The following is a 12,676-nucleotide window of genomic DNA, read 5'->3' as shown; positions in this document are numbered from 1 at the left end:
TCTTTAGGTTATAAACTGGTTAAAATCTCTGGCTCACCCTCAGTGATTGCAATGGTATGTTCATAGTGGGCTGAAAGTTTTTTGTCATAGGTTACTACTGTCCAGTTATCTTGAAGAACCCTAACATGATAACTTCCTTGATTAACCATAGGTTCTATCGCTAAAGTCATCCCTTTTCTTAATCTAGGTCCCCTTCCCGGTGGGCCAAAATTAGGAATTTGAAGATCTTCATGCATTTTTTGTCCTATCCCGTGTCCTACAAAATCTCTTACTACTGAAAAGCCATGTTTTTCTACGTGTTTTTGAATTGCATGGGATATATCTGTTAATCTATATCCTTCCTTAGCAAACTTTATTCCTTCATAAAAGGATTCTTCTGTAACTTTTATTAATTTTTTTGCCCCGTCAGAAATTTCACCTACTGGATATGTCTTAGCTGCATCTCCATAGTATCCTTCAATTACAACACCTATGTCTATACTTATAATATCACCGTCATTGAGCTTTCTTAATCCTGGTATTCCGTGCACAACCTCTTCATTTATTGAAGTACATATACTTGCAGGATATCCTCTATATCCTTTAAAGGCTGGTTTGCCATTATGCTTTAATATAAACTCTTCTGCAGCTTCATTTAATTTCTGGGTTGTTATTCCAGGTTTAATAATTTTTTCGAGAAAGGCATGGGTTTCGGCAACAAGCCTTCCAGCCCTTCTCATTTTTTCTATTTCCCTGTCAGTTTTTATTATAATCATTATTTTTCGCTCCCCAGAGCATTAACTATATCAGAAAATACTTTTCCGATATCTTGTTCTCCATCTACATTTACTAATAGACCTTTTTCTTCATAATAATCAATAAGGGGCTTTGTTTGTTCTAAATATACCTCAATTCTCTTTGATACTGTTTCTTCAGTATCATCTTTTCTTTGATAAAGTTCACCGCCACATTCATCACATTTTCCCTCAACTTTTGGAGGGTTAAATTTAACATGATAAGTCGCTCCACATTTTTTACATATTCTTCTTCCAATAGCCCTTTCAATTAAAACATCTTTGTTCACATCAATATTAATAACCTTATCCAGTTCTAATCCTAAGTTTTGTAGTTCTTCGTCTAGTGCATCGGCTTGAGCAACCGTTCTTGGAAAACCATCTAATAGAAATCCGTTTTTACAATCATCTTCAATTATTCTATCTTTTACTATAGCAACTACTATTTCGTCAGGAACTAAAAGTCCTTTATCCATATATTCCTTTGCCTTTTTCCCTAATTCAGTTCCTTCTTTTATATTTTTCCTAAATATATCTCCAGTTGATATATGTGGTATATCATATTTCTTTACAATACCTGAAGCTTGAGTTCCTTTACCAGCTCCAGGAGGGCCTAGTAAGATTAGTCTCAAATCTATCATCTCCTTAAGGAGTTTTTGAGTTTCAAATTACTTTAAGAATCCTTTATAGTGTCTCATTAACATTTGTGATTCTATTTGTTTTACAGTTTCTAGGGCTACACCTACAACGATTAGTAATGCAGTACCACCAAATCTTATATTAAGGTTTGTTGCTGAAAGTATAATTATTGGTAGTGATGCAATTATCGCTAAGGCTAAAGCTCCTGCTAATGTTATTCTAGAAATTACTCTATTTAAATACTCTGCAGTTGGTCTTCCTGGTCTTATACCAGGTATAAACCCTCCATACTGCTTTAAGTTGTTCGCATATTCAATAGGATTAAATTGTATTGCTGTATAAAAATATGTGAAGAATATAATCAGCAATGTGTTTAATATAGAGTATATCCATACTCCAGGATTTCCATTAGGAGAAAGATACTTTCCAACCCAATTTGCAAATCCTCCACTAAATAATAAACCTAATGTTTGAGGAAATGCAAGTAATGATGTTGAGAAAATTACTGGAATAACTCCAGCCATTAACACTTTAAGTGGTATATGTGTACTTTGACCACCATACATTTTTCTCCCAACAACTCTTTTTGCATATTGAACAGGTATCTTTCTTTGTCCCTCTTGAATAGCAACTACTCCAGCAATAATAAGTATTGCTAGAATTAAAAATACAAGAATTTCTATAATATTTGTTTCTCCAGCTCTAAATAAAGCTACTACTTTTACTATTCCAGAAGGAAGTCTTGAAATTATACCTGTAAAAATTATAAGTGATATACCATTACCAATACCTTTATCTGTGATTTGCTCACCTAGCCACATTAAGAAAGCAGTTCCTGCTGTTAGAGTTATAACAACTACAGAAACTGACAAAAAGTCTTTATTAATTAAAGCTCTATTAAAGAAACCATAGCTTATACCTGTTGCTTGGATTAAAGCTAAAATAACAGTTCCATATCTTGTATATTGAGCTATTTTCTTTCTACCTTCTTCACCTTCTCTTGCTAAAGCCTCAAGGCTTGGGATGGCAATTGTTAAAAGATTCATGATAATTGAAGCAGTTATATATGGGTATATATTTAAAGCAAAGATTGTAAAGTCTTTAAAGGCTCCCCCAGCCATAAAGTTAAAGAAATCTAAAAGCCCGCTAGCTCTTCCTTCAAACATTTGGTTTATTATTGTTCTATCAATTCCTGGTACAGGAATATTTGCTCCTAATCTAAATACTAGGAGCATTGCAAGAGTAAAAAGCATCTTCTTTCTTAAATCAGGTATTTTCCAAGCATTTCTTAGAGTAGAAAACATATTAAATCACCTCTACCTTTCCCCCTGCACTTTCAATTTTCTCTACAGCAGATTTACTAAATTTATGAGCTTTAACAGTAAGTTTCTTCTCTAATTCTCCGTCACCTAATATTTTAACTCCATCTTTCATATTCTTAATTAAACCATTTTCTTTTAATAATTCTGGTGTTACTTCAGTATCATTTTCAAATACATTTAAATCTTTTATATTAACTATAACATATTCTGTAGCAAATCTAGAATTGTTAAATCCTCTCTTTGGTAGTCTTCTGTGTAATGGCATTTGTCCACCTTCAAATCCTGGTCTTACTCCACCACCAGAACGAGCATTTTGACCTTTATGCCCTTTACCAGAAGTTTTTCCTAATCCAGAACCATGGCCTCTACCAACTCTTTTACGATTTTTAGTGCTTCCATCATTTGGTCTTAACTCATGTAATTTCACTGTTTGCACCTCCTTTTAGTGAATTACTCTACTATCTCAATCATATGTTTTATTTTTTCTATCATACCTCTTACTTGAGGTGTATCTTCTTTTTCAATAACTTGCCCAATTTTTTTGAATCCTAAAGCATCTACAGTTCTCTTTTGTCTTTCAGTTTTACCTATTTTGCTTTTTACAAGCTTTATTTTTATTTTAGCCAAGGTAATTACCCCCTTACCCTAATATCTCTTCAACTGATATTCCTCTTAATTTTGCCACTTCCTCTACAGTTTTCAAGTTTCTTAATCCTTCTATAGTTGCATTTACCATGTTTCTAGGGTTATTTGAACCTAAGGACTTAGCTCTTAAGTCTCTGATACCTGCTAACTCTAATACTGCACGTACTGGACCTCCTGCTATAACTCCTGTACCTTCTTCTGCTGGTTTCATTAATACCCTTGCTGCACCAAATTCTCCAACTATTTCATGTGGTATTGTTGTTCCTATTATCGGAACCTTAACTAAATGCTTTTTAGCATCTTGAATAGCCTTTCTAATTGCATCAGGTATTTCCAATGCTTTAGCCATTCCAACTCCTACGTGTCCATTTTCATCTCCTACAACAACAAGAGCGCTAAATCTGAAGTTTCTACCACCTTTAACAACTTTAGTTACTCTGTTAATGTTGACAACTCTTTCTTTTAAGTCTAGCTGACTAGCATCTATACGTCCACGTTGCATTAATTTCCCTCCTTTTGTTAAAGTTTAAGTCCAGCTTCCCTTGCTCCTTCAGCAAGTTCTTTTATTCTACCATGATAAATGTATCCGCCTCTATCAAATACAACTGTTTCTATACCTTTTTCTAAAGCTCTTTTTGCTATTAATTTCCCTACTTCCCTTGCAGCTTCTTTGTTACCAGTTGATGATACATTATCTTTTACTTCTTTATCTAAACTAGAAGCAGCAACTAAAGTTTTCCCAGCAACATCATCTATTACTTGGGCATAGATATTATTTAGACTTCTATAAACATTAAGTCTTGGTCTTTGCGGAGTTCCAAATATTTTATTACGTACTCTTACATGTCTTTTCTTTCTTCTTTTATTTTTACTAGCTTTTTTAATCATACTAGTTCACTCCTTTCTTGCTATTATTTAGCTGCTTTACCTTCTTTACGTCTTACTACTTCTCCCTCGTATCTTATACCTTTACCTTTATATGGTTCAGGCTTTCTTAATTCTCTAATCTTAGCTGCAAAGTTTCCAACTTTTTGTTTATCAATACCTTTAACAACAATTTTAGTATTAGATGGAACTTCTACTTCAATTCCTTCAGGTGGTTCCATTTCTACTGGATGTGAAAAACCTAAACTAAGTACTAATTTTTTACCTTGTTTTTGAGCTCTATATCCAACACCTACTATTTCTAAAGCTTTTGAATATCCTTTAGTTACACCTTCTATCATATTAGCTATTAAAGTTCTAGTTAAACCGTGTAAAGACTTATGCTTTTTATTATCAGTTGGTCTATTAACTGTAATTACATTTTCTTCAATAACAATCTCCATATCTCTATGCAACTGTTGCTCAAGTTGACCTTTAGGTCCCTTTACTGTGACATAATTCTTATCATCTATTTTAACATCTACTCCGTCAGGAATAGTAATTGGTTTAATACCTATTCTTGACATAACTACACCTCCTATTCCCTAGATCATAAATTATATTACCATACGTAACAAATAACTTCTCCACCTACATTCTCATTTCTAGCTTGTTTATCAGTTATAACTCCTTTTGATGTTGAAAGAATTGCAACACCAAGTCCTCCAAGAACCTTTGGTATTTCATCTTTCTTAGCGTAAACTCTTAATCCTGGCTTTGAAATTTTCTTTAATCCACTTATAACTTTCTCTTTATTTTTACCGTACTTAAGCTGAATTCTGATTAACCCTTGTTTACCATCATCTATTACATCATAGCCTTTAATAAAACCTTCATTTAATAAGATTTCAGCTATAGCTTTTTTCATATTTGAAGCTGGAATATCAACAGTTTCATGTCTAGCGTTATTACTATTTCTTATTCTAGTAAGCATATCTGCAATTGGATCTGTCATAACCATAACAGTTTCCTCCTTTCATTTTCAAAACTTTACCAGCTTGCCTTCTTAACTCCTGGAATCTGTCCTTTATATGCTAATTCTCTAAAACATATACGGCAAATACCGAACTTTCTTAAATAACCGTGTGGTCTCCCACATATTTTACATCTATTATATTTCCTTGTACTAAATTTAGGCTTTCTTTTCTGTTTCGCGATTAGCGCCTTTCTTGCCACTTTTTCCCCTCCTTTTCTATTCTTTAAATGGCATACCCATTAATCTTAAAAACTCTCTAGCTTCTTCATCAGTTTTTGCTGTTGTTACGATTGCTATATCTAAACCTCTTACTCTATCAACTTTATCATATTCTATTTCAGGGAATATTAATTGTTCCTTAATTCCTAAAGAATAGTTTCCTCTACCATCAAATGACTTTGGTGAAACTCCTCTAAAGTCTCTTACCCTTGGTAATGATATGTTAACTAATTTATCAAAGAAATCATACATTCTTTCTCCTCTTAATGTAACTCTAGCTCCTACCGGCATTCCTTCACGAATTTTAAAGTTTGAAACTGACTTTTTAGCTTTAGTTACAACTGCTTTTTGTCCGGATATTTGAGTTAACTCTTCTAATGCTGCTTCTAATGACTTAGGATTTTGCTTAGCATCTCCAATTCCCATATTTAAAACTATTTTTTCCAATTTTGGTACTTCCATTACATTTTTATAGTTGAATTTTTCCATAAGCGCAGGAATTACTTCTTTTTTATATTTTTCTCTTAAACGTGATGCCATGTATTGTACCTCCTTTCAACAATAGCAGATTAGTCTAATACTTCACCACATTTTCTGCAGATTCTAACCTTTTTACCATTTTCTAAAACTTTATATCCAACTCTTACACCTTTTTTATCTTTTTCACAATAAGGCATTACATTAGAAACATGAATTGGTCCCTCTTGATGGATTATTCCACCTTGAGGGTTAGTTGGACTAGGTTTTTGATGCTTTGTTTGCATATTTACACCTTCAACTATTACTCTATCCTTCTTTGGAATAGCTCTTAAAACTTTTCCTACTTTTCCTTTATCTTTACCTGAAATTACAACTACTTTATCTCCTTTTTTAACGTGCACTTGTCTACACCTCCTCTTATAATACTTCAGGTGCTAATGATATTATCTTCATGAATTTACCTTCTCTTAATTCTCTAGTAACAGGACCAAAAATACGAGTTCCCACTGGAGTTTTATCGTCCTTTATAATAACAGCCGCGTTTTCATCAAATTTAATATAGCTTCCGTCTTCTCTTTTTATTCCCTTCTTTGTTCTTACGATTACAGCTTTAACAACTTCACCTTTTTTTACAACACCGCCAGGTGTTGCATTTTTAACACTAGCTACTATTACATCTCCTATATTAGCATATCTTCTATTAGTTCCACCTAATACTTTTATACAAAGTATTTCTTTAGCTCCTGAGTTATCAGCAACTTTTAAGCGTGATTCTTGTTGAATCATCTGATACCCTCCCTTCAGTACCTTAAGGATTACTTAGCTTTTTCTATAATTTCAACAAATCTCCATCTTTTTTCTTTACTTAATGGTCTAGTCTCCATGATTTTAACAATATCGCCTACTCGACATTCATTATTTTCATCATGTGCTTTAAATTTAGTAGTCTTTTTAACACGCTTTCCGTAAAGTGGATGTTGAACAAAAGTCTCAACTGCTACAACAATTGTCTTATCCATTTTATCACTAACTACACGACCAATTCTTGTTTTTCTATTTCCTCTCACTTTAGTAGCCACGGTTAATACCCCTCCTTCCTACAACTTAAGCTTGCATTTCTTTTAATTCTCTTTCTCTTAGAACAGTTTTAATTCTTGCTATATCTTTTCTTACCATTTTAATTCTCATAGGATTATCTAATTGACCAGTTGCTAACTGGAATCTTAAGTTAAATAACTCAGATTTTAATTCACTTAATTTTTCATTTAATTCTTTACTAGTTAGTTCACGTAATTCTTTAGCCTTCATTAGACTCACCACCTTCTTCAGCAGCTTGTTGTTGGCGAGTTACAAATCTACATTTTATAGGTAACTTATGTGATGCCAATCTCATAGCTTCTCTCGCAACATCTTCAGGTACACCTGTCATTTCGAATAATATTCTTCCTGGTTTAACAACAGCAACCCAATACTCTGGTGAACCTTTACCAGAACCCATACGAGTTTCTGCTGGCTTTTTAGTTACTGGCTTATCTGGGAAAATCTTAATCCAGATCTTTCCACCTCTTTTTACGTGTCTTGTCATCGCCCTTCTGGCTGCCTCTATTTGATTTGAAGTTATCCATGCTGGTTCTAATGCTTGTAATGCATAGTCACCGTAAGCTATTTTTGTACCACGAGTAGCTTTACCCTTCATTCTTCCTCTATGAACTCTACGACGCTTTACTCTTTTAGGCATTAACATTGATTATTCCTCCTTCCTTTCAAGGGATAGCCTATCTTCTATTCCCTCTGTTTGTATCTTTCTTTCCTCTTTTATTATCTCCAGCTCTTTTTTCTTCGACATTATTTCCTTTTGTTGGTAAAACATCTCCTTTATAAATCCAAACCTTAACTCCAATTTTTCCGTAAGTTGTATCTGCTTCCGTGAAACCATAATCAATATCTGCTCTTAATGTTTGCAGAGGTATATTTCCTTCACTATATCCTTCAGTTCTCGCCATATCAGCTCCACCTAATCTTCCTGATACAGCTGTTTTAATACCTTTGGCACCTGCACGCATTGCTCTTTGAATAGCTTGCTTCATTGCTCTTCTAAAAGAAATTCTTCTCTCTATTTGGTTTGCTATATTCTCAGCAACTAATTGAGCATCTACCTCTGGTTTCTTAACTTCCTCAACATTAACAATAACCTTCTTCTTAGTTAGCTTCTCTAATTCATTCTTTAACTGTTCTACTCCGCTTCCGCCTTTTCCAATTACCATTCCTGGCTTAGCAGTATAAAGATTTACTTTAATTCTATTTGCTGCTCTTTCTATTTCAATTGTAGAAATTCCTGCAATGTATAACTTATTTTTTATATATTTACGGATCTCATAGTCTTCAATTAGATAGTCTGAAAATTCTTTTTTCCCAGCATACCATTTTGAATCCCAATCCTTAATAACTCCAACTCTTAGACCATGTGGATTTACTTTTTGACCCATAATTTCCCTCCTTTACTATTCTCTTTCCTTAACCACTACTCCTATATGGCTAGTTCTTTTTCTTATCATATCCGCTCTACCTTGAGCTCTCGCTCTCCATCTTTTTAAAGTTGGACCTTGATTTGCATAAACTTGTGAAATGTATAATTTATCTCTATCCATTCCATGGTTATTCTCAGCATTAGCTACTGCTGAGTTAACTACTTTTTCAAGCATTCTCGCTGACTTTTTAGGAGTAAATCTCAAAATTGCTAGTGCTTCATCAACATTTTTCCCTCTAATTAAGTCAGCTACTACTTTCACCTTTCTAGGTGAAATACGCATATATTTTGCAATTGCTCTAGCTTCCACTTCTGTTCCCTCCTTCTTTCACCTATTTAAGAGCAGTTGATCTTTCTGTATGATCACCGTGTCCTCTAAAAGTTCTTGTAGGAACAAACTCTCCTAGTTTGTGACCAACCATATCCTCAGTTATATAAACAGGTACATGTTTTCTACCATCATGTACAGCTATTGTGTGTCCAACCATTTCTGGAAAAATTGTTGAACGACGTGACCATGTTTTTATTACTTTTTTGTCACCTTTTTCATTTAACTCTCTTACTTTCTTTAATAAATGCTCATCACAAAATGGTCCTTTCTTTAATGATCTTCCCATTTATATCCTCCTTTCGACCGAATTAAGCCGCTAACCATTTATATAAATTATCTTCTCTTTTTACCTCTTTTTCTAACGATAAATTTATCAGATTGTTTCTTTTTCTTACGAGTTTTATATCCAAGTGTTGGCTTACCCCATGGTGTTACTGGAGATGGTCTACCGATTGGTGCTCTACCTTCACCACCACCGTGTGGGTGATCGTTCGGATTCATTACACTACCTCTTACAGTTGGTCTTATACCCATATGTCTCTTTCTACCAGCTTTACCTATTGTAATATTTTCATGATCTATGTTCCCAACTTGACCAATTGTAGCTCTACATTCAAGTCTAACCATTCTAACTTCTCCTGAAGGAAGTTTAATTTGTGCATAATTTCCTTCTTTAGCTACAAGCTGGGCATAACTTCCAGCAGCTCTTGCTAATTGTGCGCCCTTTCCTGGTTTTAGCTCAATGTTGTGGATTACAGTACCAACTGGAATATTCTTAAGAGGTAAAGCATTACCAACTTTAATATCAACATTTTCACCTGATTCAATAGTATCTCCTACAGTTAATTTGTAAGGAGCAATAATATATCTTTTTTCACCATCTGCATAATTGATTAGTGCAATATTTGCACTTCTATTAGGATCATATTCTATTGCTGCTACCTTTCCAGGTACTCCATCCTTATCTCTTTTAAAATCAATAATTCTATACTTTCTTTTAGCCCCTCCACCTCTGTGACGAACTGTAATTTTACCATGTGAGTTTCTACCAGCATTTTTCTTTAGTGGTACTGTTAATGACTTTTCAGGTTCTTTTTTAGTTATCTCTTCAAAGGTAGAAACAGTCATCTGTCTTCTAGCTGGTGAAGTTGGCTTAAACTTTTTGATACCCATTTCTTTTCCCTCCTTCTACTAATTCTACTCCTACATCATTCCTTCAAAGAACTCTATAGTTTTACTGTCTTCAGTTAACTTAATAACTGCTTTTTTCCAATCGGCTCTTTTTCCTTCATTTAATCCCATTCTTTTAATTTTACCTTTCATGTTCATAGTATTTACTTTTTCAACCTTAACACCAAAAATGTGTTCTACTGCGTTTTTAATTTCAGTTTTATTAGCTTTTTTATCAACAACAAATGTATACTTTCTGTCAGCCATATCATTCATACTCTTTTCAGTAATTAGTGGCTTTATTATTATATCGTGTGGATCACGCATTATGCATACACCTCCTCCACTTTGCTCACAGCGTCCTTAGTTATAATGAAAGTATCATAGTTTAATATGTCATATACATTTAATGAATTAACTAGTGTAGTCATTACACCAGGAATATTTCTAGCTGATTTTATAACATTTTCATCCTTTTGGCTCATAACAATAAGAGCTTTCTTTTTAGAATTTAAATTCTTTAATATATTAACCATGTCTTTAGTTTTTGGTCTTTCCATCTTTAACTCATCTAAAACTACCATTTCATTATTAGCAACTTTTGAGCTAAGTGCTGATTTCATTGCAAGTCTTCTAACTTTCTTTGGTAGTTTATAGCCATAATCTCTTGGTTTCGGTGCAAAAACAACTCCTCCACCTTTCCAGATAGGAGATCTTATACTTCCGTGACGTGCTCTACCTGTACCTTTTTGTCTCCAAGGCTTTCTTCCGCCACCTCTCACTTCTGCTCTAGTTTTAGCTGACTGAGTTCCTTGACGTCTGTTTGCTAAATGATTTTTTACAGCCTCATGTAATACATGTTCGTTAATTTCAGCACCGAAAACTTCTTCACTTAGTTCTATTTCACCCATTTGCTCTCCTGATACGTTGTATAAAGCTACCTTTGGCATTTTATATCCTCCCTTCTAAACCAACTTATCTTATTTGCTTGCTTTATAGCTTTCTTTTATCGTTAATAGTCCACCTTTAGGACCTGGTACTGCACCTTTTACTAATAAAAGATTTCTTTCTGTATCTACTTTTACAACTTCTAAATTAGCAACAGTTACTTTCTCATGTCCCATATGTCCTGGTAACTTCTTACCTTTAAATACTCTTGATGGGTCTGCAGAAGCACCCATTGAACCCGGTCTTCTATGATATTTTGAACCATGAGTTTCTGGTCCTCTTGATTGTCCATGTCTCTTTATAGCACCTTGGAATCCCTTACCTTTTGAGATCCCTGTAACATCAACTTTGTCTCCCTCTTCAAATACGTCGGCTTTAATCTCTTGACCTACTTCATAATCATCTGGATTATCTACTCTAAATTCAGTCAAATGTTTTTTGTAATTAACACCTGATTTGTCAAAGTGACCTTTTAATGGCTTGTTTACCTTTTTCTCCTTTGCATCTTCAAATCCTACTTGTACTGAGTTGTAACCTTCTTTTTCCTCAGTTTTCTTTTGAACTACAGTAACTGGTCCTGCTTCAATTACAGTTACAGGAACTACCTCTCCATTTTCTCTAAAAATTTGTGTCATTCCTATTTTTTTACCTAATATACCTTTCATTATTACACCTCCCTAATCTTACAGCGGATTACACTTTTAAGTGTAATCATTCTAAGACTCAAAATTACAGCTTAATTTCAATATCTACACCTGCTGGTAAGTTAAGTCTCATTAATGCATCAACAGTTTTGTTTGATGGATTTAAAATATCTATTAGCCTTTTATGTGTTCTTTGTTCAAATTGCTCTCTTGAATCTTTATACTTATGAACTGCTCTTAGTATTGTAACTACCTGTCTTTCTGTCGGTAGTGGTATTGGTCCTGATACCTTTGCACCTGTTCTCTTTGCTGTTTCTACTATCTTCTGTGCTGATGAATCTAGTATTTGGTGGTCATAAGCCTTAAGTCTGATTCTTATCTTTTGCTTTCCTTTCTTCGCATTACTATTCTGCTTAGCCATCTACTATTCCCTCCTTCTATCCCATGTTACTATCAAAACACGACATGGAATTGCCTATACACTTAACCGGGTGTTTTGTAGTTTTTTTAATTAGAAATTAATGGCAAAACCTGTCGTCTTTTATAAACCGTACTTCCAAGAACACTTAAATATAAGTAGAATGATACTTTACAAGTATCAGACACACACTATTACATTTTATATTAAATTCAAGTAAAACTCAAGTGTAAATTTAAATTTTTTTATATAATTATATAGATATTAAAAGAAGGGGAGTCCCCTTCTTTTAATATCTACTTTTAAAGTTGATTTTATTATTCAATAATTTCAGAAACAACACCAGCGCCTACAGTTCTTCCACCTTCACGAATAGCGAATCTTAATCCTTCTTCCATCGCTATTGGTGTGATTAGCTCTATTTCAAATGTTGCGTTGTCTCCTGGCATTACCATTTCTACGCCTTCTTCTAATGTGATTGATCCTGTTACGTCTGTTGTTCTAAAGTAGAACTGTGGTCTATATCCACTGAAGAATGGAGTATGTCTTCCTCCCTCTTCCTTAGTTAATACGTATACCTCTGCTTTAAACTTAGTATGTGGTGTTATTGATCCTGGTGCTGCTAATACTTGACCTCTTTCTATTTCATCTTTTTGTACA

General features: G+C 33.9%; 25 protein-coding genes. All 25 read right to left on the bottom strand.

Annotation, left to right across the window (positions count from 1 at the left end):
• Positions 1-8 precede the first annotated feature (8 nt).
• Positions 9-755, bottom strand: a complete 747-nt coding sequence (gene map, locus BET03_RS02870; RefSeq protein ID WP_120167086.1) for a type I methionyl aminopeptidase — start codon at positions 753-755, stop codon at positions 9-11.
• Positions 755-1,405 (bottom strand): adenylate kinase, encoded by a 651-nt coding sequence (locus BET03_RS02865; RefSeq protein WP_120167084.1) that lies wholly within the window; start codon positions 1,403-1,405, stop codon positions 755-757. Before BET03_RS02865 ends, map begins: the two co-directional genes overlap by 1 nt.
• A gap of 36 nt (positions 1,406-1,441) precedes the next feature.
• Positions 1,442-2,716, bottom strand: a complete 1,275-nt coding sequence (gene secY / locus BET03_RS02860; RefSeq protein WP_120167082.1) for a preprotein translocase subunit SecY — start codon at positions 2,714-2,716, stop codon at positions 1,442-1,444.
• 1 nt (position 2,717) lies between these two features.
• Positions 2,718-3,161 (bottom strand): 50S ribosomal protein L15, encoded by a 444-nt coding sequence (gene rplO / locus BET03_RS02855; RefSeq protein ID WP_120167080.1) that lies wholly within the window; start codon positions 3,159-3,161, stop codon positions 2,718-2,720.
• A gap of 23 nt (positions 3,162-3,184) precedes the next feature.
• Entirely contained in the window at positions 3,185-3,361 is a 177-nt protein-coding gene (gene rpmD, locus BET03_RS02850; protein ID WP_120167078.1) for a 50S ribosomal protein L30, read from the bottom strand.
• 13 nt (positions 3,362-3,374) lie between these two features.
• Positions 3,375-3,881: a 30S ribosomal protein S5 gene (rpsE, locus tag BET03_RS02845; protein ID WP_120167076.1), complete on the bottom strand. Its 507-nt coding sequence runs from the start codon at positions 3,879-3,881 to the stop codon at positions 3,375-3,377.
• Positions 3,882-3,898: 17 nt separating this feature from the next.
• Positions 3,899-4,267, bottom strand: a complete 369-nt coding sequence (gene rplR, locus BET03_RS02840; RefSeq protein WP_120167074.1) for a 50S ribosomal protein L18 — start codon at positions 4,265-4,267, stop codon at positions 3,899-3,901.
• Between the two features lie 23 nt (positions 4,268-4,290).
• Positions 4,291-4,830, bottom strand: coding sequence for a 50S ribosomal protein L6 (gene rplF, locus BET03_RS02835; RefSeq protein WP_120167072.1), 540 nt, complete (start codon positions 4,828-4,830; stop codon positions 4,291-4,293).
• A 35-nt stretch (positions 4,831-4,865) separates the two neighbouring features.
• The gene (gene rpsH / locus BET03_RS02830) at positions 4,866-5,264 is read right to left on the bottom strand and encodes a 30S ribosomal protein S8 (protein WP_120167070.1); all 399 of its coding nucleotides are present in this window, start codon (positions 5,262-5,264) and stop codon (positions 4,866-4,868) included.
• 29 nt (positions 5,265-5,293) lie between these two features.
• Complete coding sequence (locus BET03_RS02825; protein ID WP_120167068.1) at positions 5,294-5,479, bottom strand: type Z 30S ribosomal protein S14; 186 nt, start codon at positions 5,477-5,479, stop codon at positions 5,294-5,296.
• A 16-nt stretch (positions 5,480-5,495) separates the two neighbouring features.
• Positions 5,496-6,038 (bottom strand): 50S ribosomal protein L5, encoded by a 543-nt coding sequence (gene rplE, locus BET03_RS02820; RefSeq protein ID WP_120167066.1) that lies wholly within the window; start codon positions 6,036-6,038, stop codon positions 5,496-5,498.
• 29 nt (positions 6,039-6,067) lie between these two features.
• Positions 6,068-6,379, bottom strand: a complete 312-nt coding sequence (rplX, locus tag BET03_RS02815; protein WP_120167064.1) for a 50S ribosomal protein L24 — start codon at positions 6,377-6,379, stop codon at positions 6,068-6,070.
• A gap of 16 nt (positions 6,380-6,395) precedes the next feature.
• The gene (rplN, locus tag BET03_RS02810; RefSeq protein WP_120167062.1) at positions 6,396-6,764 is read right to left on the bottom strand and encodes a 50S ribosomal protein L14; all 369 of its coding nucleotides are present in this window, start codon (positions 6,762-6,764) and stop codon (positions 6,396-6,398) included.
• Positions 6,765-6,793: 29 nt separating this feature from the next.
• Complete coding sequence (gene rpsQ / locus BET03_RS02805) at positions 6,794-7,057, bottom strand: 30S ribosomal protein S17 (protein WP_279230326.1); 264 nt, start codon at positions 7,055-7,057, stop codon at positions 6,794-6,796.
• 25 nt (positions 7,058-7,082) lie between these two features.
• Positions 7,083-7,286 carry a 50S ribosomal protein L29 gene (gene rpmC, locus BET03_RS02800; RefSeq protein WP_120167060.1) on the bottom strand — a complete coding sequence of 68 codons (204 nt, stop codon included), beginning with the start codon at positions 7,284-7,286 and terminating at the stop codon, positions 7,083-7,085.
• Positions 7,276-7,722 (bottom strand): 50S ribosomal protein L16, encoded by a 447-nt coding sequence (gene rplP / locus BET03_RS02795; RefSeq protein ID WP_120167058.1) that lies wholly within the window; start codon positions 7,720-7,722, stop codon positions 7,276-7,278. Before rplP ends, rpmC begins: the two co-directional genes overlap by 11 nt.
• 31 nt (positions 7,723-7,753) lie before the next feature.
• Entirely contained in the window at positions 7,754-8,464 is a 711-nt protein-coding gene (gene rpsC, locus BET03_RS02790) for a 30S ribosomal protein S3 (RefSeq protein ID WP_120167056.1), read from the bottom strand.
• A 15-nt stretch (positions 8,465-8,479) separates the two neighbouring features.
• Complete coding sequence (rplV, locus tag BET03_RS02785; RefSeq protein WP_120167054.1) at positions 8,480-8,815, bottom strand: 50S ribosomal protein L22; 336 nt, start codon at positions 8,813-8,815, stop codon at positions 8,480-8,482.
• Positions 8,816-8,837: 22 nt separating this feature from the next.
• Positions 8,838-9,122 (bottom strand): 30S ribosomal protein S19, encoded by a 285-nt coding sequence (rpsS, locus tag BET03_RS02780; RefSeq protein WP_120167052.1) that lies wholly within the window; start codon positions 9,120-9,122, stop codon positions 8,838-8,840.
• Between the two features lie 47 nt (positions 9,123-9,169).
• The gene (gene rplB, locus BET03_RS02775; protein ID WP_120167050.1) at positions 9,170-10,009 is read right to left on the bottom strand and encodes a 50S ribosomal protein L2; all 840 of its coding nucleotides are present in this window, start codon (positions 10,007-10,009) and stop codon (positions 9,170-9,172) included.
• 30 nt (positions 10,010-10,039) lie between these two features.
• A complete protein-coding gene (gene rplW / locus BET03_RS02770) occupies positions 10,040-10,333 on the bottom strand; it encodes a 50S ribosomal protein L23 (RefSeq protein ID WP_120167047.1) in 294 nt (97 codons plus the stop codon).
• A complete protein-coding gene (rplD, locus tag BET03_RS02765) occupies positions 10,333-10,956 on the bottom strand; it encodes a 50S ribosomal protein L4 (RefSeq protein WP_120167045.1) in 624 nt (207 codons plus the stop codon). Before rplD ends, rplW begins: the two co-directional genes overlap by 1 nt.
• A 30-nt stretch (positions 10,957-10,986) precedes the next feature.
• Complete coding sequence (gene rplC / locus BET03_RS02760) at positions 10,987-11,619, bottom strand: 50S ribosomal protein L3 (protein ID WP_120167043.1); 633 nt, start codon at positions 11,617-11,619, stop codon at positions 10,987-10,989.
• 64 nt (positions 11,620-11,683) lie between these two features.
• Entirely contained in the window at positions 11,684-12,019 is a 336-nt protein-coding gene (rpsJ, locus tag BET03_RS02755) for a 30S ribosomal protein S10 (RefSeq protein WP_120167040.1), read from the bottom strand.
• A gap of 314 nt (positions 12,020-12,333) precedes the next feature.
• The coding region (locus BET03_RS02750; RefSeq protein ID WP_479725444.1) for an EF-Tu C-terminal domain-related protein at positions 12,334-12,676 on the bottom strand (343 nt) is incomplete at its 5' end.

This window comes from Thermohalobacter berrensis (assembly GCF_003609645.1).
Lineage (GTDB): Bacteria > Bacillota > Clostridia > Tissierellales > Thermohalobacteraceae > Thermohalobacter > Thermohalobacter berrensis.
The sequence above is the reverse complement of the archived record's forward strand: the minus strand, read 5'-3'. Positions and strand labels throughout refer to the sequence as shown.